Below are 26,226 nucleotides of genomic sequence, written 5' to 3' on the forward strand. Positions count from 1 at the left end.
CTGTGTGACCGTTCCGCCCGGGTACGCCCCACACGAGGGCGGGGGCCGCCGCCGTCGTTCGGACGGTGGCGGCCCCCGGTGAACCGCGCGGCGCGCCGTGTGGGCGCGGGCGGAGTCCTTTTTCTACTTCGCGATGAGCTGGCGCAGCACGTACTGCAGGATGCCGCCGTTGCGGTAGTAGTCGGCCTCACCCGGGGTGTCGATGCGCACCACGGCGTCGAACTCGACGCCGGTGTCGGTGCTGACCTTCACCGTGCTCGGGACGCGGCCCTCGTTGAGCTCGGTCACGCCGGTGATGGAGAAGGTCTCCTCGCCGGTCAGGCCGAGGGAGTCGGCGGACCGGCCCTCCGGGAACTGGAGCGGGAGGACGCCCATACCGATGAGGTTGGAGCGGTGGATGCGCTCGTAGGACTCGGTGATGACCGCGCGCACGCCCAGCAGGCGGGTGCCCTTGGCGGCCCAGTCACGCGAGGAACCGGAGCCGTACTCCTTGCCCCCCAGGACGACCAGCGGGATGTCCTGCTCGGCGTAGTTCTGCGCGGCGTCGTAGATGAACGAGACCGGCGCCTCGGGCTGGGTGAAGTCGCGGGTGTAGCCGCCCTCGGTGCCCGGCGCGATCTGGTTGCGCAGGCGGATGTTGGCGAACGTGCCCCGGATCATCACCTCGTGGTTGCCGCGGCGGGAACCGTAGGAGTTGAAGTCGCGGCGCTCGACGCCGTGGGACTTGAGGTACTCGGCCGCCGGGGTGCCCGGCTTGATCGCACCGGCCGGGGAGATGTGGTCGGTGGTGACCGAGTCGCCCAGCTTGGCCAGGACGCGGGCGCCGGTGATGTCGGTGACCGCGGCCGGGGTGGTGGCCATGCCCTCGAAGTACGGGGGCTTGCGGACGTAGGTGGACTCGTCCTCCCACTCGAAGGTGTTGCCGGTCGGCGTGGGCAGCGAGCGCCAGCGCTCGTCGCCGGCGAACACGTCCGCGTAGGCGCTCTCGTACATGTCCGAGGCGATCGCGGCGTCCATGACCTCCTGGATCTCCTCGGCGGAGGGCCAGATGTCGGCCAGGTAGACCGGCTCGCCGTCGCTGCCGACGCCCAGGGGCTCGGTGGTGATGTCCACGTCGAGGGAGCCGGCCAGCGCGTAGGCGACCACCAGCGGCGGCGAGGCCAGGTAGTTCATCTTCACGTCCGGGTTGATCCGGCCCTCGAAGTTGCGGTTGCCGGACAGGACCGCGGCGACCGCGAGGTCGTTGTCCTGGACGGCCTTGGAGATCTCCTCCGGCAGCGGGCCGGAGTTGCCGATGCAGGTGGTGCAGCCGTAGCCGACCAGGTTGAAGCCCAGCTTGTCCAGGTACGGGGTCAGGCCGGAGCGCTCGTAGTAGTCGGTGACGACCTTGGAGCCCGGGGCCATGGAGGTCTTGACCCACGGCTTGCGGGACAGGCCCTTCTCCACCGCCTTCTTGGCCAGCAGGGCGGCGCCCAGCATGACCGAGGGGTTGGAGGTGTTGGTGCAGGAGGTGATCGCGGCGATGACGACGGCGCCGTGGTCGACCTCGGTCTCCGTGCCGTCGGCCATGGTGACCTTGACCGGCCGGTGCGGGCGCCCGTTGGCGGTCGTGGCCGGGGCGTCGGAGGCCGGGAAGGACTCCTCGCCCGCCTCGTCGTCGGAGACGTAGTTGTGGACGTCGTGGCGCCAGGTCGGCTTGGCCTCCGACAGGGCGATGCGGTCCTGCGGACGCTTGGGACCGGCGATCGAGGGGACGACCTCGGCCAGGTCGAGCTCCAGGTACTCGGAGTACTCGGGCTCCGCGGCCGGGTCGTGCCAGAAACCGTTGGCCTTGGCGTAGGCCTCGGTCAGGGCGACCTGCTGCTCGGAGCGGCCGGTGAGGCGCATGTAGCGGATGGTCTCGTCGTCGACCGGGAAGATCGCGGCGGTGGAGCCGAACTCCGGGCTCATGTTGCCGATGGTGGCGCGGTTGGCCAGCGGCACCGAGGAGACGCCCTCGCCGTAGAACTCGACGAACTTGCCGACCACACCGTGCTCGCGGAGCTTCTCGGTGATGGTGAGCACCAGGTCGGTCGCGGTGGTGCCGGGCTTGAGCTGGCCGGAGAGCTTGAAGCCGACCACGCGCGGGATGAGCATGGAGATCGGCTGGCCGAGCATGGCGGCCTCGGCCTCGATACCGCCGACGCCCCAGCCCAGGATGCCCAGGCCGTTCTGCATGGTGGTGTGCGAGTCGGTGCCGACGCAGGTGTCGGGGTAGGCCTGGCCGCCCCGGTTCATGGTGACGCGCGCCAGGTGCTCGATGTTGGCCTGGTGCACGATGCCGGTACCGGGCGGGACGACCTTGAACTCGTCGAAGGCGGTCTGGCCCCAGCGCAGGAACTTGTAGCGCTCGTAGTTGCGCTCGTACTCGATCTCGACGTTGCGCTCGAAGGCGTCCGGGCGGCCGAAGAGGTCGACCACGACGGAGTGGTCGATGACCAGCTCGGCCGGGGCGAGCGGGTTGATCTTGTCCGGGTCGCCGCCGAGGTCGCGGACGGCCTCGCGCATGGTGGCGAGGTCGACGACGCAGGGGACGCCGGTGAAGTCCTGCATGATCACCCGCGCGGGGGTGAACTGGATCTCCTGGCTGGGCTGGGCCTTGGCGTCCCAGCCGCCCAGCGCGCGGATGTGGTCGGCGGTGACGTTGGCACCGTCCTCGGTGCGCAGGAGGTTCTCCAGCAGCACCTTCAGGCTGTAGGGAAGCCGGTTGGCGCCCTGAACGGCGTCCAACCGGAAGATCTCGTACGACTCGTCGCCAACACGCAACGTGTCACGGGCGCCGAAACTGTTCGCGGACACGGTGTCTGCCTCCTGATCTCGCCACTGATGTCCCCGGCATCCTGCCCGACGGGCGGGCGCGGGGCCTGCTGAGGCCGCCCTCACCGGATGCGGGGCCTCGGAGAGCCACGGGGCTGCCCTCCGCCGCCACCGGCATCCGCAGGTCCACTCTGACCCGCGGCGACACCACTCGCCACCGATCAGGCGGTCCCTTGACCGCGGGCGTCCACGATGTTCGGGGCCGGGCGCCGACAAGCGGTCACGTTCACACGCCCGAACCGGGAGCGGGCCGGGGGGAGTCCCGCTGTTATCTTGATGTCAAGGTATCCAACTTGTATCTCGATATCAAGTTATCGGGCGGCGGCCGGGCCCCCGCGACCGCCCCCGCAGAACCGCCCCTCCTCAGTCGAGCTGCGGGACGACCTTGCTGGCCACCAGCTCCAGGTGGTCCAGGTCGGCCATGTCCAGCACCTGGAGGTAGACGCGCTCGGCCCCGGCCTCCCCGAACGCACCGAGGCGGTCCACGAGCTCGTCCGGGCTGCCCGCCAGGCCGTTGCGGCGCAGCTCGTCGACCTCGCGGCCGATCCGGTCGGCCCGCCGGGCGATCTCCGCCCCGTCGCGGCCCACGCACAGGACCTGCGCCGCCGAGTACACCATGGGGGTGCGCCGGCCGGCGGCGCGCACCGCCGCGCGCGTGCGATCGAAGGCCGCCGCGGTGTCCTCCAGTGAGGCGAACGGCACGTTGTACTCGTCGGCGAACTTGGCGGCCAGGCGCGGGGTGCGCTTGGGCCCGGTCCCGCCGATCAGCACGGGCGGATGCGGTGCCTGCTCCGGCTTGGGCAGGGCGGGGCCCTCCGCCAGCCGGTAGTGCTTGCCCTCGTAGCGGAAGGTCTCCCCGACGGGGGTGGACCACAGGCCGGTGATGATGTCCAGCTGCTCCTCGTAGCGGTCGAAGCGCTCGCGGGCGGCGGCGGGGAAGGGGATCCCGTAGGCCGCGTGCTCGTCCTCGTACCAGCCCGCTCCGAAGCCGAAGTCGACGCGGCCGCCGCTCATCCGGTCGACCTGGGCGACGGAGATGGCCAGGGGCCCCGGGTAGCGGAAGGTCGCGGCGGTCATCAGCGTGCCGAGTCGGATACGGGAGGTCTCCCGCGCCAGCCCCGCCAGCGTGATCCAGGCGTCGGTCGGCCCGGGCAGTCCGCTGACGTGGTCCCCCATGTGCAGATAGTGGTCGGAGCGGTAGACGGCGTCGAAGCCCAGCTCCTCCGCCGCGCGGGCGACGGCGAGCTGGTCCTCGTAGGTGGCCCCCTGCTGGGGCTCAAGGAAGATCCTCAGGCGCATACGCCCCATTTTCTCCCACAGCCGCGGCGGCGCGGACCACCGGCGCGCCGTTCGGGGGACCTTCCCCGCCCGGCCGACCGCCGTCGGTCGCACGCCGGCAGGCCGCGCCGTCGCCCCGGCCCCCCGCCGTCGCGGCGCCACGGTATCCTTCCCCACCGTGGCCGCGGTCGGCCGGGGAGGGGCGAACCCCCGGACCCTGAACGCCTGACCTGCGCCCCGCCCCCGTGAACCGATCACCGCCGACGTCCCGATAGCCCCCCACGTGAAGCTGTTCCGCCGCACGCGCCGCCGCGTGCCCCCCTATGGTCCCGAGAGCCCCGACCCGGAGCTGCTCGCCGCCGTCGCCGCCGGGGAGTCCGAAGCCCTGGAGATCCTGCACCGCAGGCACGCGCCCTGGCTGCGCGCCCGTCTGCGCCACCGGTGTTCGGATCCGGACCAGCTCGACGCCGCCCTCCAGGAGACCTTCCTCGCGGTGTGGCGCAGCGCAGGATCCTTCACCCCGCGTCCGGGCGACACCGACGCCGGGGCGTGGCTGTGGACCATCGCGATCCGCCAGCTCATCTCCCAGCTGCGCAGACGGGCCAACCGCTGGATCGCCGACAGCGAGCCCGAACCCTACGAGACCATCGGCGACGCCTCCGCGGAGGACCTGGTCCTGCTCAACATCGAGCACGGGCCCCTGGGCGCCGCCCTGCACTCGCTCTCCCCCGAGCTGCGCGCCGCCATCCAGGCCACCGTGCTCGACGGACTCACCGTCCGGGAGGCGGCGCAGATACTCCAGATCCCCGAAGGAACCGTGAAGACACGGGTGATGCGCGCCAAGGCGCGCCTGCGGGAGGCCCTGACATGACCTGGCACCTGACCCCTGCCCAAGTACACGCGTACGCGTCCCTCGCAGTCGACGACGTCGCGGCGATGTCCGTGGAGGCCCACCTCATGCACTGCGCGCCCTGCCGAAGCCTCGTCCCCGCCGACGAGGAGTGGATCGACCGTTCCTGGGCCGACCTGCGCGACGTCGTCGACCGACCCCGGCCGCATCCGGTCGAACGCCTGTTGCGCTCCCTCGGCCTGCGCGACGGAACGGTCAAGCTGCTGGCCGCCACACCGCGGCTGTACCGGGCCTGGCTGGTGTCCACGGTCCTGGTCCTGCTCTGCGCGCTGTACGCCGCGCACGCTCTGCCCAAGGGCTCGATCGTCTTCTTCCTGACCGCGCCGGTCGTCCCGCTGGCCGGGGTCGCGCTCGCCTACGGACGCGGTGTGGACCCGGCGCACACCCTGACCTCGATCACTCCGATGGCCGGGCAGCGGCTGCTGTTCCTGCGCACGTGCGCGGTGCTGGTGCCCGCCGTGGCCCTGTGCACCCTGGCCGCGCTGATGATGCCCGCCCCCGCCACACCGTGGTCGTCGGTCTTCTGGCTCCTGCCCTCGCTGACCCTGGTCGCCGGTTCGCTCCTGCTGGGCCAGTGGGTCCACCTGAGCCTGGCCAGCGGCGCCGTGGGGCTCCTGTGGCTGACCTCCCTGGCCCTGCTCGTCCCGGCCAGGCACCTCACCCCGCTGGTCCTGGTCGCACCGCACACCCAGCCCTGGTGGGCGGTGGCACTGGCCGTCCTGACCGGTACGCTCCTGTTCCGTCTCCGAGTGAGGACCACGTGACCGCCACGACCACCTCCGGCGTCCACGCCCGCGGCGTGACGCGCCGCTACGGCAGCCGTACGGCGCTCGACTCCGTCGACCTCGACCTGGGACCGGGGGTGACCGGCCTGCTGGGCCGCAACGGGGCCGGGAAGACCACCCTGCTGCGGTGCCTGGCCACCGACCTGGAGACCAACCGGGGCGAACTGCGGCTGCTGGGGCGCGACCCCGGGCGCGCCCCCGAGCGCACCGAGATCCGGCGCCGTCTGGGGTACCTGCCGCAGAACCCCGAGTTCTACCCGCACTTCACCGCGTTCGGTCTGGTGGACTACGTGGCGGTGCTCAAGGAGATGGGCGGGCGCCGCGAACGCCACGACGAGGTCCGGCGCAACCTGGAGCGGGTGGGGCTGTACAGCCGCCGCCACAGCCGGGTACGCCGCCTGTCCGGCGGGATGCGCCAGCGGCTGGGGCTGGCCTGCGCCCTTCTCGGCGACCCCGAACTGCTGCTGCTGGACGAGCCGACCATCGGTCTGGACCCCGAACAGCGGATCCGCTTCCGCAACCTGGTCTCGGAGCTGGCGACCAGCAGCACCGTCGTGCTCTCCACCCACCAGATCGAGGACGTGGCGGCGCTGTGCCGCCGTGTCGTCTGCCTGGACCGGGGGCGCGTGGCCTTCGACGGCACCCCGGGCGACCTGGTGGAACGGGCGAGGGGCCGGGTCTGGATACAGCGGGAGCGCCCCCGGGAGGGGGTGACCACCTGGCGGTTGGCGGACGGCCGCCACCGCGTGCTCACCCCCGGCGGAACGGAACCGTCGGGCACGGGCGACGGGCGGGTCGAGGTCGAGCCGACCCTGGAGGACGCCTACCTCCTGCTCACCGGTGTGGAGCAGGGCGCCCGGTGAGACGCACCGCAGCCGTGACACGGCTGACCGCCCTCAACGCCACGCGGATCGCGGCCAACCCCCTCCTGTACGTGGGGCTGGCGGGCACCGTGCTGTTCGCGTATGGCACCCTGCGGGTCTACTCCCACCCCACGGCCCTGACCGCGCAGAACACGGTGGAGACCGCGGGGATCCTCGTCGCGGCCACGATGTTCCTGGTGACGACCTTCCCGGCGGTTCGCGAGGCGCGCTACTCGCGGGTGTTCGTCACCCCCGTGAGCCGGACCGGGCGCCTGTGGTCCCTGCTGGCCGCCGCCGCCCTGGTGACGCTGGTGTTCCAGACGGGCGTGGCCGCGGCCTGCCACTGGTTCGCCGACGGCACCACGATCGGGACGGTGAGCCCCTACGCCCGGGCCGCGCCCTTCGTCCTCTCCCTGTGCGGCCCGGCGGTGGCGGTCGCGTCGGCGATGTGGACCCGCTCGTACACCCAGCTGGTCGTCCCCCTGGTGCTCGTCCCGGCCTACTACCTGTACATGAGCACGGCGCTGAACGAGTTCGGCCCGCAGATGCTCTACCGGGCGGAGAGCCTGGCCCTCAGCGCACTGGACCCCTTCCAGAGCAGGTCCCCCCAGGTCACACTGCTCTCCCTCCTCTACCTCGTCTACCTCCTGCTGGTGCTCGGGACACTCGTCGCGGTCGCGCTGGCTGCGAGGCCACGGCGGGGCGCGGCGCGGGGCGCCGCCCTCGGGGCGGCCACCCTGTTCCTCTCCGGCGCGGTGGCCGTACCCGTCTACGCCAACACGGCCTACGGGTGGGGCCACCGCTTCCCCGACAGCGCGCTGCACGGTGGAGAGCAGGCGGAGTGCGAGGTCAGGGAGGGGATCACCTACTGTCCCCTGCCCGGGTTCGAACCGTGGGTGGACAGTTGGCACGAGACGCTCGCAACCCCCATGGGGATGCTGCCCGAGCAGGCCCGGGACAGGCTCCCCGTGGTCTGGCAGGAGAGCGGAACCTTCAGCCGTGCCCTGGACGTACCCCCGGACCGCGAGGTCCTGGCGTACGCGATCGACGGCCCCTACGACGCCTTCCTCCAGTTCGACCTGCGGAGCCAGGCGTCCCGTTCGGTCATCGGCCTGCGTTCGGACCGCGAGGAGCTGTGCTGGGCCACGGGGCAGGCCCGTCTCCCCCTCATGCACTGGCTGGCGGCGGTCGGCACCGGGGGCGGTGAGCCGATCCAGCAACTCGGCTACCAGTTCGCCTCCTTCGGCCCCTCGGCGGCCGACCTGGAGGCGGCGCGCGCCCTGGAGGAGGCTCCCCCCGAACGGGTCGCGGAGATCCTGGCCGAGCACTGGGAGGAGCTCACCGCGCCGGAGACACCGACGGCCGACCTGATGGAACTGCTCGGGCTCCCGGCTCCCGAGGACGGGAACCGGGTGGCCACCGAGGCGGACTGGCACGACCACTACCCCCTGTACAACTACGAACCGGAGTACGACCTCCCGGGGGGATACGCGCCCACCTGCGGGTGACGGCGTCCCCGGGACACGCCGGCGTCACCCGGCGGCCGGGACCCGGCTCTCCCGGGTTCCGGGCGACCGCCGGTCGAGCCCGGCCCCGGGGCGCCGGCGGTAGGCGGCCCAGGTGACGGCGGCGCACAGCAGGTAGAAGACGGAGAAGAGGGCGAAGGCCGGAACGGCCGAGTCCATCCGGCCGAAGGACTCCCGCAGGGCCAGGTTGACGGCCACCCCGCCCAGCGCGCCGACCGCGCCGATCAGCCCGAGCAGCGTCGCCGACGTCCGGTTGGTCTCGACGCGTGCCCGCTCCGGGGAACGGCCCGCCGCCACCAGGTCCTGGGCCCGGGCCGCGTAGACGGCGGGGATCATCTTGTAGGTCGACCCGTTGCAGATGCCGGTGAGGGCGAACAGCACCGCGAACACGGCGGTGAACATCCCGGCGTCGGACCAGGCCAGGGTCGGCACGACCAGGACACCGGCCAGGGCCATCCCGAGGAAGGCGAGGATCGTGACCCGGGCTCCGCCGAGCCGGTCCGCGAGCCAGCCGCCGAGCGGGCGGACCAGGGAGCCGACCGCCGGGCCGAGGAAGGCGATCGAGGCGGCCTCCAGGGGTTCCCGGCCGAACTCGCTCTGGAGCAGGACCCCGAACGCGAAACCGAAGCCGATGAACGACCCGAAGGTGCCGACGTAGAGCAGCGAGAGGATCCAGAAGTGGCGTTCCCCCACCGCGCGCAGCTGGTCCCGGACCCGCGAGCGCGCTGGGGCGAGGTTGTCCATGAACCGCCAGGCCACCCAGGCTGCCAGGAGCAGCAGTGGCAGGAAGAGGAGGGGCAGGGAGCGCCCGGCCTGGACACCCAGGACGGCGAGGACGGCCAGACCGAGGAACTGCACCGTGGCCACGCCGATGTTGCCGCCCCCCGCGTTCAGCCCCAGGGCGAGGCCCTTGTGGTGTTCGGGCCAGAAGTGGTTGATGTTGGCCATCGAGGAGGAGAAGTTCCCTCCGCCCAGCCCCGCCGTCGCCGCGAGCGCGAGCAGGACGGGATAGGGAGTCTCGGGACGGGAGACGAGGGCGGCCGCGAGTACGGTGGGCACCACGAGCAACGACACCGAGACCACGGTCCACGTGCGCCCGCCGACCAGGCCCGTGGCCAGCGTGTAGGGCACGCGGAGCACGGCACCCGACAGCGCAACGGCCGAGAGCAGCAGGAACTTCTGCTCGGCGGTGAGCGAGAAACCGGCCTGCGGTGTCATGAACAGGACGAGCACCGACCACAGGCTCCACACGCAAAAGCCCAGGTGTTCGGTGAAGATCGAGGACCACAGGTTCCGGGTCGCCACGGACAGGCCGGTGCGCTCCCAGAAGGCGGCGTCCTCGGGATCCCAGCGGTCGATCCAGCGCGGACGGCGGTCGCCTGCTTCTCGGGTCACGGGGGTTCCTCTCGCCACGGGTGCGCGGACGGCACCGACGCTAGGGAGGCGCCGTTGCCCCGATGCTGCCCGTCGGTGACACCCCCGCTACGGGCCGCTCACCCCGCCCCGGCCCCGTGGTGAGTTCGGACACCCGTCGATACTCGGGACATTCCGGCCGGAGCGCCGCTGGTTAGGATGGTGTCCGTGAACACCCACCGGCACCGTGTGCTCCCCCCTCCGTGCGCCTGAACGGGCGCACGGACCGAGCCTGACCCACCCGACGTCCCCCGCCCGAGGGCGGGACGTCCTTCGTCGTGCGCCCGTCGCCGATCCCCGATCCATCGACGACGGAGAGTCCACGACCGTGCCGAACCACACCACCCTGCCCGCGCGGCGCCGTATGGCCCGCGGCCCCCTGCCCGTCCTCGGCGCCGCCGTCCTGTGGGGTACCACGGGCACCGCGAGCTCCCTGGCCCCGGACGGCGCCCACGCCGCGGCCGTCGGTGCGGCGGGACTGACCCTCGGCGGCCTCCTGCTGTTCCTGACCGGACGCGGGTCGCTGGCCCTGGTCCGTGACGCCGACACCCGCAACCGCTGGGTACTCGCGCTGGGCGCCCTCGCGGTCGCCGGATACCCGCTGTCCTTCTACCCGGCGGTCGACCGGGCCGGGGTCGCGGTCGCGACCGTGATCACGCTGGGCAGCGCACCGGTGTTCTCCGGGCTGCTGGCCTGGTGGACCGAGCGGGTGCGCCCCGCCCGCCGCTGGTCGGCGGCCACGGTGGCCGCCGTGGCCGGGTGCGCGGTCCTGGTGTTCGGGTCCGAGGCCGGCGGCGGCGGGGGGAGCACCGCGGGCGTACTCCTGGCTCTGGCGGCGGGGGCCTCCTACGCGCTGTACGCGGTCATCGCCGGGACGCTGATCCGCAAGGGCCACCCGTCCGCAGCGGTGATGGGCGCCCTGTTCGCCGGCGGCGGCCTGGTCACGCTCCCGGTCCTGCTGTCCGCCGGCACCGCGTGGCTGGCCACGGCCAGCGGCGCGCTGGTCACCCTGCACCTGGCGGTGCTCACCGTGTTCGTCGCCTACCGGCTGTTCGGGAGGGGGCTGCGGCACACCCCGGCGTCGGTGGCCACCACCCTGACCCTGGCCGAGCCCGCCGTCGCCGCCCTGCTGGGCGTGGTCGTGGTCGGCGAACGCCTGTCCGCGGTCTCCTGGGCCGGGCTGGCGGTGCTCGCACTGGGTCTGGCGATCCTGCGGGCGCCCGAACGGCGCCGTTAGGGTTCGCGGGTCCGGGGGACGCGCTCCTCCGGACCCGCGGGCGGCCCGGAGCGCCCCGCCCCACCGCGGGTCGAACCCCGGACGGTGGAGGGGACCAGGGCCCGGCCTACTCCGCCTCGCGGTGGCGGCGCGCCTTGCGCACCGGCTCCAGGACCGCCAGGCACTCGACGTGGTGGGTCATCGGAAAGGCGTCGAAGGCGCGCAGGTCCGCCAGCGCGTACCCGGCCCGGTCGAACTCGGCCAGGTCCCGCGCCAGCGTGGCGGGGTCGCACGAGACGTAGGCGACCGCGCGCGGCCGGGTGCCCGCGAGCAGGCGCACGACCTCTGCGCCGGCTCCGGTGCGCGGCGGGTCCAGGACGACCACGTCCGCCCGCACGTCCGCCCACTCCCGCAGCTGGGCGGCCACGTCGCCCTGCTCGATCCGGGCCTGTTCCAGGCCCTTGAGGTTGTAGCGCGCGTCGCGCACGGCCTCGGCGCCGCTCTCCACACCCATCGTCCGGCCCTCCGGGCCCACGGCCTCGGCGAGCGGCCGGGTGAACAGCCCCGCGCCGCAGTACAGGTCCAGGGCGGTCTCCCCCGGCTTGGGCGCCAGGGCGTCCATGACCGCGGCGGTCAGCGTCTCCCCCGCCGCCGGGTGCACCTGCCAGAAACCGCCCGCGCTGACCCGGTACTCGTGTCCGGCGACGGTCTCCCGCACCCCGCGGCGCCCGCGCACGGCCTGGACCCTGCCCCCCTTGAAGCGGCGCAGGACGGCGCTGGAGGCCTTGAGTTCGGGCAGCGGACCGAGCTTGGCGCGGGTCGGGGTCACCACGACGGCGCGGTCGGCGCAGGTGGCGGAGGCCACCGCCTCCACGTCGCGGACGTCCTTCCAGAGGGCGTCGGTCACCCCCAGTTCGGTCACGCCGGGGTGGGCGATCAGGCACTCGTCCACCGGCTCGATGTCGTGGGAGCGGTGACGGCGCAGACCGGGACGACCGTCCCGGTCGACGGCGAACCGGACGCGGGTGCGCCAGCCCAGGCCGTCGGGGTGTCCGGGCAGCTCCTCGACCGCGACCTCCCGGTCGATGCCGGCGATGCGGTGCAGCTGGTCGGTGACGACCTTGGCCTTGATCCGGCGCTGGGCCTCCAGTGAGGCGTGCTGCCAGTCGCAGCCGCCGCACTTGCCCGGTCCGGCGAACGGGCACGGCGGCTCGACCCGGTCCGGGGAGGCGGTCAGGATCTCGACGGCCTCGCCGCGCAGGAAGCGCGAGGTCTGTTCGGTGACACGCACCCGGACGCGCTCACCCGGCAGTGCGTGACGGACGAACACCACCTGGTCCTGGTGGCGTCCCACGCACCATCCGCCGTGCGCGACGTCGTCGACGGAGAGTTCGAGCTCGGTACCCACACGGGTCATAAGGGTGTCCTCGGAGAGTGTCTGGGGTTCGGGTCACGGGTGACCCTGCGCGCACAGCCACCGACCGCACCCAATCTAGCCGACACGAGGGGCCGCCCGGACGGCTCCGGCCTCGCGCGCCGCTCCCCGGGGCGGACGCGCGTGTCGGTGCGATCTGTGCCAAGGTGTGACCGTGGGCGCGCCGCGCCCACCGGGCCGGACGGCGATCTCGACGGGAGTGCGGGCGAGGTGCACATCGTGATCATGGGGTGTGGACGCGTGGGTTCCACCCTCGCGCACACACTGGTGGACCTGGGGCACACGGTCGCCGTGATCGACCAGGACCCCGAGGCGTTCCGGCGGCTGCGCGGCACGGTGGCCAAGCACGCCGTGCGCGGTGTCGGGCACGACCGCGAGGTCCTGCTCACCGCCGGGATCGACCGCGCCGGGGCGTTCGCCGCCGTCAGCAACGGTGACAACTCCAACATCATCGCCGCCCGGGTGGCGCGGGAGACCTACGGCGTCGAGCACGTGGTGGCGCGCATCTACGACCCGCGCCGCGCCGAGGTCTACCAGCGCCTGGGCATCCCCACCGTGGGAACGGTGCGGTGGACCGCCGACACCATCCTGCGCCGGATGGTCCCCGGCGACGAGCGGCTGGCGGCCGGTCCCGAGTGGCACGACGCCTCCGGCACCCTGGCCATGAACGAGATGACACTCCCCCGCGGCTGGGCCGGGCGCCGGGTGGCCGACCTGGAGTCGCGGGCCCCGGTGCGGGTCGTGTACCTGACCCGGGACGGCGGCATCGTGCTCGCGCGCTCCGACGAGGCCCTGGCCGAGGGCGACGTCCTGCACGTGGTCGCGCGCGGCCGCGACCTGGACGCGCTGCGGTTCGACAACGGCGACGAGACGGGACACCAGTGAGATGCGGATCGCCATCGCGGGGGCGGGCAGCGTGGGCCGCTCCATCGCCACCGAACTGGCCGCCAGCGGCCACGACGTTCTGCTGATCGACCGGGACACCCGGGCCATCGGCGTCGACGACCTCCCCCAGGTGGAGTGGCTGCTCGCCGACGCCTGCGAGCTGGCCAGCCTGGAGGACGCCCGGCTGGGCGACGCCGACGTGGTGATCGCCGCCAGCAGTGACGACAAGGTCAACCTCGTGGTGTCGCTGCTGGCCAAGACCGAGTTCGGGGTGGGGCGGACGATCGCCCGGATCAACGAGCCCGACAACGAGTGGTTGTTCAACGAGTCCTGGGGGGTGGACCTGGCGGTCTCCCCGCCCCGGCTCATCGCCGACCTGGTCGAGGACGTCAGCGACGAGGAGCTGGCCGAGGAGGGGGCCCTCCCGCCGCTGCCCGGCGCGGAGATCGCCGAGTCCGTGCTGCACGCCGAGAGCCCGTTCGCGGGCGGACCCGAGAGCGTCCTCACCGGCGACCTCCCCGAGGGCGTGGCCCTGGTGGCGGTCGTCGGCCCGGGAGGGGTGCGTCCGCCGGACCCCGGGCGAACGCTGTCGGTGGGCAACACCGTGGTCTTCCTCGCCGAACCGGAGGCGCTGGGCCCCCTGGAGGAGATGCTCGGCCGCGTCGGCGGCGCGGCCTCCGGAAACGCCTGAACCGCGGGGGCGGCGCGGCTCAGCGGTCGTCGCCGCCCGTACCCGCCTCGGGGGTGTCCCCGTCCTCGCCCTCACCGGCGCGTGCCGGGTCGGCATCGCCCAGGGGCGTGCGGCCGCGCGCGAGCAGCCACACCATGGCCGCGAAGGCGGCGACCTGGAGCGGCCAGCCCATCGCGATCTTGGACAGGCCGAGCAGGGCGAAGGTGTCGGCGACGTCGAGGTCGTTCATCAGCCACAGCGGGTACTGCACGAGCACCCGGATGACGCAGGGCAGCACCAGCAGCCAGGTGAGTCTGGAGGCGAGCCGGACCACGGCCGGGTTGGCCCGCCAGGAGGTGAAGTCCTCCCTGTTTCCGATGAACGGACCGATCATCAGGCCGATCGCCGGCCAGCGCACCAGGACCGACAGGGACAGCACCACCGCGTAGACGGCGTTGTAGATGATGCCCGGGAGGAAGGCGTCGGCGGCCTCGCCGCTGCGCATCGCGAAGACCGCCGCGATGCCGATCCCGAACAGGCTCGTGAGGACGTACTGCACGGACGAGCGCTGGAACAGCCGGACCGCGCCGAGCACCAGGGCGGCGACCACACCCGCGATGATCGACTGCCGCAGGTCGGACAGCACGATGTAGGACACGGTGAAGGTGAGGGTGGGCACGGCCGCCTCGACCATGCCGCGCTTGCCCCCCAGCGCCTTGGCCAGCTGCGAGCGCACGAGCGCCTCGACGGTGTCCTCGGTGACTCTGGGCACGTTCGCTCCCTCGCCCGCCCCGGTCGGCCGGGCGCTCTCCTGCGAGGCCCGCTGCTGCTCACTCATCCCGCTCCCGGTCCGTGCTCGTCGTGTCCGGTCGGAGCCGCCCGCACCCGGGTCCGGCATCACCCGTCCAGCCTAGTCGACACCGCACCGGAGCCCCCGGACGAACAGCGGCCCCGGCCGGAACCGGACGCCCCCGGCACCCCCTCCCGTCCCGGTTCGTCCGCCCTTGGCGTGTGCCCGGTGTCACACATGGCGATCGTCGGCGGGAGTCCGTACGCTGGCGCCGTCGTCCCCGTCGTGAGGAGCCCCCATGCGGTTGTCCGTCCCGCCGAGACCCGACCACCTGGAGTTCGCCGCCGCGGTGCACCGGATCCTGACCGACCCGGACGCCTCCCACGTGTGGTCGCCCCACTCGGTGGGCACCGTGCTGGGGCTGCTCGCCACCGGGGCGGCCGGTCGCACCCGGGACGAGCTGGAACTGCTGCTCGGATCGGACGTGGCCGCGCAGCTGGCCGCGCTGGACGAGGCGGTGGCCGCCGCCGACGGCCTGGACCTGGCCGCCCTCAACGGCCTGTACGTGCCCGACGGCCTCCGGATCCGTCCCGAGTTCACGGCCCGGGTCCGGGAACGTCCCGGTGTCGAGGTGGAGGGGGCCGACTTCGCCCGCGAACCCGAGGCGGTGCGCCAGCGGGTCAACGGCCGCGTGTCGGAGGTGACCCGGGGCCTGATCCCCGAACTGCTGGCCCCGGGTTCGGTCTCCGCTGCCGTACGGATGCTCCTGGTCAACGCTCTGTGGGTGCGGATGGTGTGGACCGAGCCCTTCGAGGCGCACGCCACGCGCCCCCGCCCCTTCCACGCCCCCGGCGGCACCCGCGAGGTCCCCACCATGCACTGCCGGAGGGACATGCCCCACGCCGAGGCGGCCGGGTGGCGCATGGTCGGCCTGGAGGGCGACCACGGACTGACCCTGGACGTGCTGCTGCCCGAGGACCCCGCGTCCGCGCCGCCCGGACCGGACGCGGCGGCGCTGGCCGACCTGTACCGGGCCCGCCGCCTCCGCGAGGTGCGGCTGGCCCTGCCGCGCTTCTCGGTGGAGACCGACACCCCGCTCCTGGATCCCCTGGCCGAGCTGGGCGTCACCGAGCTCGCCACCGCCGACGCCCGGTTCGACGGGATCAGCCCGGAGCCGCTCAGGGTGGACCGGATCCTGCACCAGTCGGTGCTCCGGGTCGACGAGAAGGGCGCCGAGGGCGCCGCGGCCACCGCCGTGATGATGCTGATGTCGACGGCGGTCGCCCCCGAGCCGGTCCCCTTCACCGTGGACCGGCCGTTCGTGTTCGTCCTGCGGCGCGGCGAGGCGATCCTCTTCCTGGGCCGCGTCACCGACCCCGCCGACCCCGGCCCCGCCACCTGACCGTCCCCACCCCCTACGGAGCACTCATGCACTCCCCCGTCGAACCCGGCCACGCGTGGTTCGCCCTCGCCATGGACTGGGCGCTGACCCGTCCCGGCCGCTCCCACGTGTGGTCGCCGTACTCGGTGGGCACCGCGCTGACCCTGCTCGCCCTGGCTTCCGAGGGCGGAGCCCGCGACGAGTTGCGGAGCCTGATGGTCGACGACCCCGACACGGCGCCGCCTGCGGACGTCGTGTTCACCCGGCACCTGCGCGTCCTGGACGGGGCGGTGGCACCCGGGGACGGTCTCGACCTGCTCGCCACCAACACCCTGTACGTGGCCGAGGACGTGCCGGTGCGGCCGGGGTTCGAGGCCCGGCTGCGCGACCGGGCGAACGCGGCGCTGCTGTTCACGGACTTCGCCGCCGACCCCGAGGCAGCGCGGCAACGGATCAACGACGACGTCGAGAAGGCCACCCGGGGGCTCGTCCGCGAGCTGATGCCCCCGGGAGGCGTCACCGGGCGGACCCTGCTGACCCTGGTCAACACGCTGTGGGTGAGGGTGTCGTGGTCGGTCCCCTTCGACGCCGGGCGGACCCGTCCCCGCCCCTTCCGTGCTCCCGGCGGTGACCGGAGGACACCGATGATGCATGCCGACGAGTTCCTGCCCCACGCCGAGGCCGCCGGGTGGAACATGGTGAGCCTGCCGGGCGAGCACGGTCTGGTCCTGGACGTGCTGCTGCCCGACGGCGCGGACGGCGATCCACCCGCCCTGTCCCCCGACGCCTACCGGGCGCTGCACGCGAGCGCGCGCCCCCGGCACGTCGAGCTGGCCCTCCCCCGGTTCGGGGCGGAATCCACAGCCGAGGTCCTCGACGCACTGGCCGAGCTCACCCTCCACCGGGTGGGGGTCGAGCTGGACGGCTTGAGCGAGCGGCCGGTCGAGGCGCGGTCGATCCTGCACCGGTCGGTGATCAGCGTCGACGAGAGGGGCGCCGAGGCCGCGGCGGCCACGGCCGTGGCGGCTCCCTCGGGCGCCCCGGCCGCACCGCCCCCGTCCGTGGAGTTCACCGCGGACCGGCCGTTCGTGTTCGTCCTGCGGCGCGGCGGGGCGATCCTCTTCCTGGGCCGCGTCACCGACCCCGAGGACCCCGGACCCGCCGCGTCCTGAGCGGCCGGCGGGTCCGGAAGGGTCAGGCGTCGAAGACCTCGAACTCGGTGGCCAGCGCCGCCCCGACCCGACCGCCCGCCTCGGCGGCGGCGCTGGACAGGAAGGACCTCTGGTCGAAGCCGTCGAGGTTGGCCAGGTACACCTCGTGCGCGTCCAGGGAGGCGATCCCCGCGGCCAGGTCGGCCTCGCCCAGCTCCACGTAGTGCGTCGGCGTCGGCGAGGCGCCGAAGGCCACGAAGCGCACCCCGGACCACGGTTCGACGCCGTCGCCGAGCTGGTCGGTGAACACCCACCGGTTGGCGGCGTCGCGCACGGCGTCCAGCAGGGCGGGGCCGAGCACCCGGTGGTCGGCGTGGTTGAAGGACGTACCGCCCGGGAAGGCCTCGCGGAAGTTGATGGAGACGATGACGTCCGGGCGGTGCCGCCGGATCGCGTCGGCGAGCGCTCGGCGCAGCGGCAGGCCGTACTCCAGGGCACCGTCGGCGAAGTCGAGGAACTCCACCGTCTCGGCGCCCACGGCGGCCGCGGAGGCGCGCTGTTCGGCCATGCGCAGGGGGCCGCACTCCTGCGGGTGGAGGCTGTCGATACCCGCCTCGCCTCGGGTGACCATGAGCTCGACCACGCTCTTGCCCTGGCCGGTCCAGCGGGCGAGTGCCGACGAGACCCCGAACTCCAGGTCGTCGGGGTGGGCGACCACCGCCAGGGCGCGGTTCCAGTCCTCGGGAAGCGGCCGGGGGGCGCTGCTCTCGTTCATGTCCGTCATGGCCCTCAGCCTAGAGCGCACGCCTCCCCGGCACACCGAAGCGGGGTGCTCAGGAACCGGCGCCGCCGGGCACCTGTCCCGTCTGGCCTCCGGGCGCGGAGCCGTTCGGGGAACTCCCGGCGTTGCCGCGCTGGGCCGCGCGGGCCTTGACGGCGGCGGCCATCTGCTCCTGGAGCTGTTTGGGCACGGTGATCTCCAGCAGTTCGCTGGGCGGCACCGGCTGGTCGCCGCGGACCACGACGATGTTGGCGAACAGCTGCTCGGCCTCGGCCATCACCTCGGGTCTGGCGGCGCCCTCGCCGCGGATCACGCCACGCAGTACCCAGCGCGGACCGTCCACACCGATGAACCGCACGCGCTGGCCCAGCTGCCTGCCGTCCTCGGTCGTCTTGCCCTTGACCGGGATGACCGCCTGGAGCTCGGGGCCGAAGGTTCCGTCGTGCTCCTCGGCCTTGCCGCCCTGCTTGGTGACCTGCTCACGCAGTTCCGCGCGCATCTCGTCCCACAGCCCGGAGGACTTGGGGGCGGCGAAGGGCTGCACCTGGAGCGCGGTCTTGCCCCGGACCAGGGTCACACCGATGATCTTCTGCTTGCCCTGGGCGTCCTGGGCGACGTTCACCTGGATCTCGGTGCCCTGCTCCATCGGCAGCCGGATGCTGCCCAGGTCCATCCGACGGGCCTCGGGGACCTGCTCGGTGGAGTCCCACGGGCCGGTGGCACGGTACTGGTCGGCCTCCTTGACGATCTGCTCGGTCGGCTTGGCTGGCTCGACCTCGTTGTCGAAGGAGACCTCTCCCGCGGCGCCCGTCCTCCGGGACTGCGCCCCGGTCTGCGCGCCTCTGCCGGCCTGGTCGTCCCGCTTCTTACGGCGGCGTCCAAACACGCCCTCACCTCTCCGCTTCCGTTGATCCCGGGTCGCACCGGGGTGTCGGGGCACCGTCACCGCAGCGCGGCGTGGCCCCCGGTCGAACCGAAACCGCCCGTGCCGCGCACCGACTCGGGCAGGGAGTCCGCCTCGACGAACCCGACCCGTTCCACGCGCTGGATGACCAGCTGCGCGATGCGGTCGCCACGGGACAGCCGCACGGGGGTCTCCCGGTCGGTGTTGATGAGTGTCACCCTGATCTCGCCGCGGTACCCCGCGTCGACGGTGCCCGGCGCGTTGACTATGGTCACCCCGCAACGGGCCGCCAGACCCGAGCGCGGGTGCACGAAGGCGGCGAGCCCGTCGGGAAGGGCGATCGCCAGGCCGGTGGGGACCGTGGCCCGCTCCCCCGGCGCGAGTTCGACGTCGACGGCGGTGTACAGGTCGGCACCCGCGTCACCGGGATGCGCGTACTCGGGCAGGGGAAGTCCGGGGTCCAGGCGGCGGACCGTGATCGGGATCCGACCGCCTTCCAGGGATGAGGTACTCACAACCGCTGAGCCTATCGCCCCCGGGAGGCGGGGCCGGTGTCCGACGGCACCGGCGCGTGAGGTGGCGCCCCCGCCCGGAGGCCGGACGGGGGCGGCACGGGATCAGCCCTCGGTCGGCTCCGGCAGCGTCACCTCGACGGTGAGCTCGGCCTCGTCGGTGGCCTCGAAGTCGATCCCCGCGGCGCGGCCCGCCGCGGCGATGTCAGCGCTGGCCGCGCGGGCCGACTCGACCTGCTTGCCCGACACCCGGACGCGCTCGACCTCCGCGCGCATGGACAGCTTGGCCTCGGACTTGGCCTTGCGCACCGCACGCAGGACCTCGGCGGTGGCGGCCAGCACGGCCGGGTCGCCGTCGGCGGCGGCGGCGCGGTACTCGGCGGCGTCCGGCCAGGGCTGGGTGTGCACCGACCCGTCCTGCCACCAGCTCCAGACCTCTTCGGTGACGAAGGGGACGAAGGGCGCGAACAACCGGTGCAGGGCGCCCAGGGCGGTGAGCAGGGCGGCGCGCGCCGAGGCGCCCTCGGGCGACTCGGTGTCGTAGGCGCGGGCCTTGACCAGTTCCAGGTAGTCGTCGCAGAAGTCCCAGAAGAAGCGCTCGGTGCGCTCCAACGCCCGGGTGTGGTCGTAGGCGGCGAAGGCGGCGGTGGCGTCCTCCACCACGTCCGCCAGGGCGGCCAGCATCGCCCGGTCCAGGGGCTCGGTGACCGCGGCCGGGTCGGTGGCGGCGCCCTCGCCCGCGACCGACATGACGAACTTGCTGGCGTTGAGGATCTTGATGGACAGCCGCCGGCCGACCTTCATCTGGCCCTCGTCCATCGCGGTGTCGGTGCCCAGACGGCCGCTGGCCGCCCAGTACCGGACCGCGTCGGAGCTGTACTTCTCCAGCAGGGCGATCGGGGTGACGACGTTGCCCTTGGACTTGGACATCTTCTTGCGGTCCGGGTCCAGGATCCAGCCGGAGATGCCGGTGGTGCTCCAGGGCAGGGTGCCGTTCTCGAAGTGGGCGCGCACGACCGTGGAGAACAGCCAGGTGCGGATGATGTCCTGGCCCTGGGGGCGGAAGTCCATCGGGAAGACGCGCTCGAACAGGTCGGGGTCGCGTTCCCAGCCGGAGGCGATCTGCGGCGACAGGGAGGAGGTCGCCCAGGTGTCCATCACGTCGGGGTCGCCGATGAAACCGCCCGCCTGGCCGCGCTGGTCCTCGGTGTACCCCTCGGGCGTCTGCGAGCTGGGGTCGACGGGCAGCTGTGCCTCCCCCGGGACGATCGGCTCGTCGTAGCGCGGGTTGCCCTCGGCGTCGAGCGGATACCAGACGGGGAAGGGCACGCCGAAGAAGCGCTGGCGGCTGATCAGCCAGTCGCCGTTGAGGCCGCCGACCCAGTTCTCGTACCGCGAGCGCATGTGCTCGGGGTGCCAGACGAGCTCCCGGCCGCGCTGGATGAGCTGTTCGCGCAGTTCCTCGTCACGACCGCCGTTGCGGATGTACCACTGGCGGGTGGTGACGATCTCCAGGGGCTTGTCGCCCTTCTCGTAGAACTTCACCGGGTGGGTGATCGGGCTGGGCTCGCCGATCAGGTCACCGCTGGCGCGCAGGAGCTCGACCATGCGCTCGCGCGCGGTGTGCACGGTGGCTCCGACGAGCGTGGCGTAGGCCTCGCGGCCCTCCGGGGACTCCAGGCCCTTGGGCGGGTCGGCCATGATGCGGCCGTCCCAGCCGATGACGGGGCGGGTCTCCAGCTGGAGCTCGCGCCACCAGGTGACGTCGGTGATGTCACCGAAGGTGCAGATCATCGCGATGCCGGACCCCTTCTCGGGGTCGGCGAGGCGATGCGGACGGACCGGGACCTCGACGCCGAAGACCGGCGTGCGCACGGTGGTGCCGAACAGGTTCTGGTAGCGCTCGTCGTCGGGGTGGGCGACCAGGGCGACGCAGGCCGCGAGCAGTTCGGGGCGGGTGGTCTCGATGTGGACCGGTTCCCCGTCGGGCTTGTGGAAGGCGAGCTTGTGATAGGCGCTGGGACGCTCCCGGTCCTCCAGCTCGGCCTGGGCGACGGCGGTGCGGAAGGTGACGTCCCACAGCGTGGGCGCCTCGGCCATGTAGGCCTCACCGCGGGCCAGGTTGCGCAGGAAGGCGCGCTGGGCGGCGGCGCGGGAGTTGTCGTCGATGGTGGCGTAGGTGTGCCGCCAGTCGACGCTGAGTCCGAGGCGGCGCCAGATCGACTCGAAGACCTTCTCGTCCTCTTCGGTGAGCCGGTCGCACAGCTCGATGAAGTTGCGGCGGGAGATGGGGACCTGCCGCTTGGGGTTGGGCTTCTCCGGGGGCTGGAAGTCCGCGTCGTAGGGGATCGACGGGTCACAGCGGACGCCGTAGTAGTTCTGGACGCGGCGTTCGGTGGGCAGGCCGTTGTCGTCCCAGCCCATCGGGTAGAAGACGGCCTTGCCGTTCATCCGCTGGAAGCGGGCGACGGTGTCGGTGTGCGTGTAGGAGAACACGTGGCCGATGTGCAGCGAACCCGAGACGGTCGGCGGAGGGGTGTCGATGGAGTAGACGTCCTCGCGACTGCGGGTGCGGTCGAAGTGGTAGACGCCGGACTCATCCCATACGTCGACCCACTTCGCCTCGATACCGTCCAGCGAAGGCTTGTCGGGCATGCGGAAGGAATGAGAGCGGTTGGTCATGGGGCAATGGTAGTCCGCCGCCGACCGTGATCGTTCCGCTTTTTCGCGTCTCCCACAAGGAGATCAATACCCCACCGGGGTATCATCGGGTCACGGGGCGTCCGTGAAAGGATCCCCGTACGGATACGGCGCGCCTCCCGCGCGTCTTGGCAGCCCAACGGAAACGGTGAACGAGACGATATGGCCAAGAAGGACGGCGGTGAACTCGCCCCCGCTCTGCTCGGATTCGTGGCGGGGTTCGCCGCGGAGTACGTCACCCGCAAAGCCCTGACCTTCGCCTGGACCCGGGCGACCGGAGAGGAGCCTCCGACGGACCTGGAGTCACCCGAGGTCGGCCTCGGCCGCGCGCTGGGATGGGCCGTGGTGGCCGGTGTCGGCGTGGAGGTCGCCCGGGTACTGGCCGTGCGCACCGCGCGCAAGGGGCTGTACCGCTCCGACCGCGACGAGATCGAGGCCTGACCGCGCTCCCCTGAGGGTGCCCCGGGGCGCCCGGACACGGGCCGGAGCCAAGCCGGGGCCCGAGGCGAACACGCACGCGGTGGACGGCCCACCGCACGCTCCTCGCGTGTGGTCGGCCGTCCACCGCCGTGCACGCCGCCAGCACCGCCGCGCGGGCCCCGGGGCCGGGGACGGCGGCGCCACGGACGGGGACGGTGGCCCGCCCCGTCCGGTCAGACGCACTCCTTGCAGATCAGCTGCCTGTCACGCTGTTCGGCGAGCTGGCTGCGGTGGTGCACCAGGAAGCACCGCGCGCAGGTGAACTCGTCGGACTGGCGTGGGAGGACGCGGACCGCGAGCTCCTCGCCGGACAGGTCCGCGCCGGGCAGCTCCAGACCTTCGGCGACCTCGTCGGGGTCGGCGTCGATCGGCCCGGCGCTCTTGTCCGCGCGCCGCGCCTGCAACTCCTGGAGACTGTCCTCGTTGATTTCCTCGTCAGTCTTGCGCGGGCTGTCGTAGTCGGTGGCCATCTGTGCTAACTCCATCCCCCTCGTTCAGTGCCTCGTCGCGCGGGTGTAACGCTTGAGAGACCTTCGTTGTGCCCGGTTCGGCCGATGAGTTTCTCCGACCCCGGCGAACCGTGCCCCCTCCCGGGTCACCGTCCACAGGTCAGCAGCACCTCCGTGGGATCGTGACCGAAGGCGGCCACGGCGGCCGCGCGTCGGCCGGTTCCCCGTGTACTACCCAGCGTCGGGGTCCCCGATAGACCTGAAAACCCTGCTTCCGCCCATCGAGGACGAGCGCGGAACACTCCCCCACCGACGGGCAAGAACCAAGACATGCCCACGTCAGGAGGGATTCCCTCCGTGTCCACGCCCGGGGAAGCATACCCACCCGGAGTCGGCGCTCGTGACAGGGGTGGGCGTGTCTTCGGACACGTATAGATACCACGAAGCGTGGCCGTGCGCAGCTCGGGTGCGGCCCTCAGCGGCGGTCGGCCACCTCAGCGGGGGGAACCGGCAGGCACACGGTGACGACGAGTCCGCCGCCCGCGCGCGGCCAGGCGGTCACGACACCGTCGTGCGCGCGCACCACGGACCGGACGATGGACAACCCGAGACCGGCGCTGCGCCCCGATCCGACCCGGTCGCCGGAACCGCGGCGGAACGGCTCGAAGAGGCCCTCGATCTCGTAGGCGGGGATCACCTTGCCCGAGTTCTCCACCTGGATCGCGGGCCTGCCCTCGTACATGCCGCTGCGGACGGTGATCTCACCCTCCCTGACGTTGTACTTGAGGGCGTTCTCCACGAGGTTGCCCACGAGCCGCTCCAGGAGGACGGGGTCACCCTCCACGAGCGCGGGGCGCAGGTCCAGACGCAGCTGGAGGCCGGATTCGGACAGGTCGCCGGCCAACTGGCTGAGCACCGTCTCCGCGACCTCGCCGAGGTCGACCCGGGTGCGCGACTCCAGTTCACGGTCGCTCTTGGCCAGGAAGAGGAGGCCGTCGATGAGGCGTTCGTGCCGCGCGTTGGTCTCCAGCAGGGTCTGCCCGACGCTCTTGAGGTCGGCGGAGACGTCGGGGGCGCTGAGCGCCACCTCCAGGAGTGTCCGGTTGATCGCCAGCGGGGTGCGCAGCTCGTGCGAGGCGTTGGCGACGAACCGGCGCTGGCCGTCGAAGGCCCGGTCGAGCCGTTCCAGCATCCCGTCGAAGGTGTCGGCGAGTTCGCGGATCTCGTCGTCCGGGCCGGAGAGGGCGATCCGTTCGTGCAGGGAGCGCTCGGACAGCCGACGGGCGATACGGGTGATCTTCTGGAGCGGGGAGAGGGCCCGGCCGGCCACCGCGTACCCGAGGGCCACCGCGAGCAGCCCCACCAGGAACAGGGCCAGCAGGGAGAACCGCGTGACGTGGGTGAGCACCTCCTCGATGAGGTAGCTCTGCATGGCCAGCTCCGAGGCGCTGTCCTCGGCCAGGAGGGCGTTGAGCAGGACCGTGACGATGAGGTAGTTGACCAGGACCAGAACCGAGCCCGCGGCGAAGAACAGCATCCCGTAGATGAGGGTGAGCCGCGAGCGCAGGCTGAGGTTGTCCGTGAAGCGGTGCACCCGCTCGGCGGCGGCGGAGCGCTCCGCGCCCGCACCGGAGGGGGCGACGGTGTTGAGCCTGCGCCACGTGCCGGTGTCGCCCGGGCGGGTGGGCTCCACCTGCCCCGGCTCCGGTCGCTCCGCGGGTCTCACAGCCGGTACCCCGCGCCGGGGACGGTCTGGATGACCGGCGGGTCACCGAGCTTCTTGCGCAGGGTCATCACCGTGACCCTGACGACGTTGGTGAACGGGTCGGCGTTCTCGTCCCATGCCTTCTCCAGCAGACCCTCCGCGCTGACCACCGTGCCCCGGGCGCGCATGAGCACCTGGAGGACGGCGAACTCCTTGGGCGTGAGCGACAGCTCCCGGCCGTCCCGGCGGACCCGGTGGTTGGCGGGGTCGAGCGTGATGCCGTGCCGTTCCAGGACGGGCGGCAGCGGCGGGACCGCGCGGCGGCCCAGGGCGTGCACGCGGGCGACGAGTTCGGCGAAGGCGAAGGGCTTGGCCAGGTAGTCGTCGGCGCCGAGGGTCAGCCCGTCCACCTTGTCCTGCACACCGCCGGACGCGGTGAGCATGAGGATGCGGCCGGTGTAGCTGTCGCCGACCAGTGAGCGGGCGACGTCGTCGCCGTGGGTCCCGGGGAGGTCGCGGTCGAGGACGACCACGTCGTAGTCGTTGACCGCGACGTACTCCAGGGCGGTGTCGCCGTCATAGACCACGTCGACCGCCATCGACTCGCGCCGGAGCCCGACCGCCACGGTGTCGGCCAGGACCCGTTCGTCTTCGACCACGAGTACGCGCACGTTGACCTTCTCGACCTCTGTTGCGTGGGAAAAGAAGAGGGGCCGCTGCCGGCGCATCCCCCAACACACCGGCAGCGGCGTTCTTGGTCCCGGCCGCGTCATCCGTTCTCCCACATCCGGGGTAAGGAGCCGGTAAACCCGCCGTGGACTCCGCCACGGAGAACCGCTCTCCCCGCCCCGTGGGGACACGGGCGCTGGGCCGGGAGCATTGCTCCCCTGCTTCGCACGGGGAGCCGCCGCCGACGAATCCCCCAACCGTCGGCGGCGGCCCAACCCCGCACATCTCGAATCTGACACATCAAGAATAAGAAACAAGTAAGCATCGGACGTCCACGGGAAATGTGTCATGTGACACCCGGCCCCGGGCCGCGTCCGGGATCCGGCCGCCGGGGAAGGGAAACCGGGGGTGGTGGTTTGGTTTGGATCACGGTGCGGTAGGGGTAATAGACGCACGCGTGGACACCGGCCCCCCGGGCCGGACCGCGACGGGCACGCGTCACACCGATGTGGCGCCAACGCATCGCGCGGGCACACGTTGTCGTGCGCTGACGGCTTTCCACCAGGGCATCCCCATGCCCTGGTGCCGACCCCTGAAAGAGGTGTCATGGGCGAGTTCCTCGCAGAGATCAAGGTCCGGATCAACGAGACCTCCCGGTCGCTCCGCTCGGCGCAGGCCGCCGGGGACGACTTCCTCGCCGACACGCACGCGTCGGAGCTGGAGGACCTGTACCGGATCGCGGCTCGCAACGGCATCGACACCCGCTGCTGACGCGGGGTCGACGGCCCTGATCCGGATCCCCCGGTAGGGGCCGCGTACCCGGGGCGGGGTGGACCTGTGGTCCGCCCCGCCCCTCGTGTGTCACCC

Annotated in this window: 23 protein-coding genes; 11 read left to right on the top strand and 12 right to left on the bottom strand. The window is 72.5% G+C overall.

Annotation, left to right across the window (positions count from 1 at the left end; translation table 11 throughout):
* Positions 1 to 123: 123 nt before the first annotated feature.
* Together acnA and ACTVAJ_RS10850 are read right to left on the bottom strand one after the other, a co-directional pair.
* On the bottom strand, positions 124 to 2,838 hold the full coding sequence (gene acnA, locus ACTVAJ_RS10845; protein WP_470387976.1) for an aconitate hydratase AcnA: 2,715 nt from the start codon (positions 2,836 to 2,838) through the stop codon (positions 124 to 126).
* A gap of 381 nt (positions 2,839 to 3,219) precedes the next feature.
* Positions 3,220 to 4,155, bottom strand: coding sequence for an LLM class F420-dependent oxidoreductase (locus ACTVAJ_RS10850; RefSeq protein WP_470387977.1), 936 nt, complete (start codon positions 4,153 to 4,155; stop codon positions 3,220 to 3,222).
* A 262-nt stretch (positions 4,156 to 4,417) separates the two neighbouring features.
* Here ACTVAJ_RS10850 and ACTVAJ_RS10855 point away from each other — a divergent pair, with 262 nt between their 5' ends.
* From ACTVAJ_RS10855 to ACTVAJ_RS10870, 4 genes are read left to right on the top strand one after another with little or no spacing between them, the layout of a single operon-like run.
* Positions 4,418 to 5,005 carry an RNA polymerase sigma factor gene (locus ACTVAJ_RS10855; protein WP_470387978.1) on the top strand — a complete coding sequence of 196 codons (588 nt, stop codon included), beginning with the start codon at positions 4,418 to 4,420 and terminating at the stop codon, positions 5,003 to 5,005.
* A complete protein-coding gene (locus ACTVAJ_RS10860) occupies positions 5,002 to 5,808 on the top strand; it encodes a zf-HC2 domain-containing protein (RefSeq protein ID WP_470387979.1) in 807 nt (268 codons plus the stop codon). Before ACTVAJ_RS10855 ends, ACTVAJ_RS10860 begins: the two co-directional genes overlap by 4 nt.
* Positions 5,805 to 6,692: an ATP-binding cassette domain-containing protein gene (locus ACTVAJ_RS10865; RefSeq protein WP_470387980.1), complete on the top strand. Its 888-nt coding sequence runs from the start codon at positions 5,805 to 5,807 to the stop codon at positions 6,690 to 6,692. Before ACTVAJ_RS10860 ends, ACTVAJ_RS10865 begins: the two co-directional genes overlap by 4 nt.
* Positions 6,689 to 8,200, top strand: a complete 1,512-nt coding sequence (locus ACTVAJ_RS10870; RefSeq protein ID WP_470387981.1) for a hypothetical protein — start codon at positions 6,689 to 6,691, stop codon at positions 8,198 to 8,200. The genes ACTVAJ_RS10865 and ACTVAJ_RS10870 overlap by 4 nt, the downstream gene beginning before the upstream one ends.
* A gap of 24 nt (positions 8,201 to 8,224) precedes the next feature.
* Here the strand turns inward: ACTVAJ_RS10870 and ACTVAJ_RS10875 are convergent, their stop codons facing one another.
* Positions 8,225 to 9,613, bottom strand: coding sequence for an MFS transporter (locus tag ACTVAJ_RS10875; protein ID WP_470387982.1), 1,389 nt, complete (start codon positions 9,611 to 9,613; stop codon positions 8,225 to 8,227).
* 346 nt (positions 9,614 to 9,959) lie between these two features.
* Between ACTVAJ_RS10875 and ACTVAJ_RS10880 the strand changes: the two genes are divergently transcribed.
* A complete protein-coding gene (locus ACTVAJ_RS10880) occupies positions 9,960 to 10,868 on the top strand; it encodes a DMT family transporter (RefSeq protein WP_470387983.1) in 909 nt (302 codons plus the stop codon).
* Between the two features lie 106 nt (positions 10,869 to 10,974).
* Here ACTVAJ_RS10880 and ACTVAJ_RS10885 read toward each other — a convergent pair whose 3' ends face one another.
* The gene (locus ACTVAJ_RS10885) at positions 10,975 to 12,264 is read right to left on the bottom strand and encodes a class I SAM-dependent RNA methyltransferase (RefSeq protein ID WP_470387984.1); all 1,290 of its coding nucleotides are present in this window, start codon (positions 12,262 to 12,264) and stop codon (positions 10,975 to 10,977) included.
* A gap of 228 nt (positions 12,265 to 12,492) precedes the next feature.
* On the opposite strand from ACTVAJ_RS10885, the gene ACTVAJ_RS10890 reads away from it, so the two are divergent.
* Together ACTVAJ_RS10890 and ACTVAJ_RS10895 are read left to right on the top strand one after the other, a co-directional pair.
* On the top strand, positions 12,493 to 13,167 hold the full coding sequence (locus tag ACTVAJ_RS10890) for a potassium channel family protein (RefSeq protein ID WP_470387985.1): 675 nt from the start codon (positions 12,493 to 12,495) through the stop codon (positions 13,165 to 13,167).
* 1 nt (position 13,168) lies between these two features.
* Positions 13,169 to 13,858: a potassium channel family protein gene (locus ACTVAJ_RS10895; RefSeq protein WP_470387986.1), complete on the top strand. Its 690-nt coding sequence runs from the start codon at positions 13,169 to 13,171 to the stop codon at positions 13,856 to 13,858.
* Positions 13,859 to 13,877: 19 nt separating this feature from the next.
* On the opposite strand, the gene ACTVAJ_RS10900 is transcribed toward ACTVAJ_RS10895, so the two are convergent.
* Positions 13,878 to 14,675 (bottom strand): DUF3159 domain-containing protein, encoded by a 798-nt coding sequence (locus ACTVAJ_RS10900; protein ID WP_470387987.1) that lies wholly within the window; start codon positions 14,673 to 14,675, stop codon positions 13,878 to 13,880.
* 250 nt (positions 14,676 to 14,925) lie between these two features.
* Here ACTVAJ_RS10900 and ACTVAJ_RS10905 point away from each other — a divergent pair, with 250 nt between their 5' ends.
* Together ACTVAJ_RS10905 and ACTVAJ_RS10910 are read left to right on the top strand one after the other, a co-directional pair.
* On the top strand, positions 14,926 to 16,029 hold the full coding sequence (locus ACTVAJ_RS10905) for a serpin family protein (RefSeq protein ID WP_470387988.1): 1,104 nt from the start codon (positions 14,926 to 14,928) through the stop codon (positions 16,027 to 16,029).
* 26 nt (positions 16,030 to 16,055) lie between these two features.
* Positions 16,056 to 17,180, top strand: coding sequence for a serpin family protein (locus tag ACTVAJ_RS10910; RefSeq protein ID WP_470387989.1), 1,125 nt, complete (start codon positions 16,056 to 16,058; stop codon positions 17,178 to 17,180).
* 22 nt (positions 17,181 to 17,202) lie between these two features.
* On the opposite strand, the gene ACTVAJ_RS10915 is transcribed toward ACTVAJ_RS10910, so the two are convergent.
* From ACTVAJ_RS10915 to valS, 4 genes are all read right to left on the bottom strand, one after another.
* Complete coding sequence (locus ACTVAJ_RS10915) at positions 17,203 to 17,943, bottom strand: PIG-L deacetylase family protein (RefSeq protein ID WP_470387990.1); 741 nt, start codon at positions 17,941 to 17,943, stop codon at positions 17,203 to 17,205.
* A gap of 49 nt (positions 17,944 to 17,992) precedes the next feature.
* Complete coding sequence (locus ACTVAJ_RS10920; RefSeq protein ID WP_470387991.1) at positions 17,993 to 18,826, bottom strand: DUF3710 domain-containing protein; 834 nt, start codon at positions 18,824 to 18,826, stop codon at positions 17,993 to 17,995.
* Positions 18,827 to 18,882: 56 nt separating this feature from the next.
* Positions 18,883 to 19,359, bottom strand: a complete 477-nt coding sequence (gene dut, locus ACTVAJ_RS10925) for a dUTP diphosphatase (RefSeq protein ID WP_470387992.1) — start codon at positions 19,357 to 19,359, stop codon at positions 18,883 to 18,885.
* Positions 19,360 to 19,461: 102 nt separating this feature from the next.
* On the bottom strand, positions 19,462 to 22,038 hold the full coding sequence (valS, locus tag ACTVAJ_RS10930; RefSeq protein WP_470387993.1) for a valine--tRNA ligase: 2,577 nt from the start codon (positions 22,036 to 22,038) through the stop codon (positions 19,462 to 19,464).
* Between the two features lie 180 nt (positions 22,039 to 22,218).
* On the opposite strand from valS, the gene ACTVAJ_RS10935 reads away from it, so the two are divergent.
* Entirely contained in the window at positions 22,219 to 22,497 is a 279-nt protein-coding gene (locus ACTVAJ_RS10935) for a DUF4235 domain-containing protein (protein WP_470387994.1), read from the top strand.
* A 212-nt stretch (positions 22,498 to 22,709) separates the two neighbouring features.
* Here ACTVAJ_RS10935 and ACTVAJ_RS10940 read toward each other — a convergent pair whose 3' ends face one another.
* The 3 genes from ACTVAJ_RS10940 to ACTVAJ_RS10950 all read right to left on the bottom strand — a co-directional run bounded on the left by ACTVAJ_RS10940 (position 22,710) and on the right by ACTVAJ_RS10950 (position 25,361).
* Positions 22,710 to 23,006, bottom strand: coding sequence for a DUF4193 domain-containing protein (locus ACTVAJ_RS10940; protein WP_017598334.1), 297 nt, complete (start codon positions 23,004 to 23,006; stop codon positions 22,710 to 22,712).
* Positions 23,007 to 23,460: 454 nt separating this feature from the next.
* Positions 23,461 to 24,711 carry a sensor histidine kinase gene (locus tag ACTVAJ_RS10945; protein ID WP_470387995.1) on the bottom strand — a complete coding sequence of 417 codons (1,251 nt, stop codon included), beginning with the start codon at positions 24,709 to 24,711 and terminating at the stop codon, positions 23,461 to 23,463.
* Entirely contained in the window at positions 24,708 to 25,361 is a 654-nt protein-coding gene (locus ACTVAJ_RS10950; protein WP_470387996.1) for a response regulator transcription factor, read from the bottom strand. Before ACTVAJ_RS10950 ends, ACTVAJ_RS10945 begins: the two co-directional genes overlap by 4 nt.
* Positions 25,362 to 25,965: 604 nt before the next feature.
* Here ACTVAJ_RS10950 and ACTVAJ_RS10955 point away from each other — a divergent pair.
* Entirely contained in the window at positions 25,966 to 26,130 is a 165-nt protein-coding gene (locus tag ACTVAJ_RS10955; RefSeq protein WP_017598337.1) for a hypothetical protein, read from the top strand.
* Positions 26,131 to 26,226 lie beyond the last annotated feature (96 nt).

This window comes from Nocardiopsis sp. KDC1DS13DA1 (genome assembly GCF_055632325.1).

What these genes read in the sequence shown, in the direction of transcription:
- ACTVAJ_RS10850 (WP_470387977.1), bottom strand. Translation starts at nt 4,155, where the DNA reads ATGCGCCTGAGGATCTTCCTTGAGCCCCAGCAGGGGGCCACCTACGAG.
- ACTVAJ_RS10860 (WP_470387979.1), top strand. Translation starts at nt 5,002, where the DNA reads ATGACCTGGCACCTGACCCCTGCCCAAGTACACGCGTACGCGTCCCTC.
- ACTVAJ_RS10885 (WP_470387984.1), bottom strand. Translation starts at nt 12,264, where the DNA reads ATGACCCGTGTGGGTACCGAGCTCGAACTCTCCGTCGACGACGTCGCG.
- ACTVAJ_RS10895 (WP_470387986.1), top strand. Translation starts at nt 13,169, where the DNA reads ATGCGGATCGCCATCGCGGGGGCGGGCAGCGTGGGCCGCTCCATCGCC.
- ACTVAJ_RS10900 (WP_470387987.1), bottom strand. Translation starts at nt 14,675, where the DNA reads ATGAGTGAGCAGCAGCGGGCCTCGCAGGAGAGCGCCCGGCCGACCGGG.
- ACTVAJ_RS10905 (WP_470387988.1), top strand. Translation starts at nt 14,926, where the DNA reads ATGCGGTTGTCCGTCCCGCCGAGACCCGACCACCTGGAGTTCGCCGCC.
- ACTVAJ_RS10910 (WP_470387989.1), top strand. Translation starts at nt 16,056, where the DNA reads ATGCACTCCCCCGTCGAACCCGGCCACGCGTGGTTCGCCCTCGCCATG.
- ACTVAJ_RS10915 (WP_470387990.1), bottom strand. Translation starts at nt 17,943, where the DNA reads ATGACGGACATGAACGAGAGCAGCGCCCCCCGGCCGCTTCCCGAGGAC.
- valS (WP_470387993.1), bottom strand. Translation starts at nt 22,038, where the DNA reads ATGACCAACCGCTCTCATTCCTTCCGCATGCCCGACAAGCCTTCGCTG.
- ACTVAJ_RS10935 (WP_470387994.1), top strand. Translation starts at nt 22,219, where the DNA reads ATGGCCAAGAAGGACGGCGGTGAACTCGCCCCCGCTCTGCTCGGATTC.
- ACTVAJ_RS10940 (WP_017598334.1), bottom strand. Translation starts at nt 23,006, where the DNA reads ATGGCCACCGACTACGACAGCCCGCGCAAGACTGACGAGGAAATCAAC.
- ACTVAJ_RS10955 (WP_017598337.1), top strand. Translation starts at nt 25,966, where the DNA reads ATGGGCGAGTTCCTCGCAGAGATCAAGGTCCGGATCAACGAGACCTCC.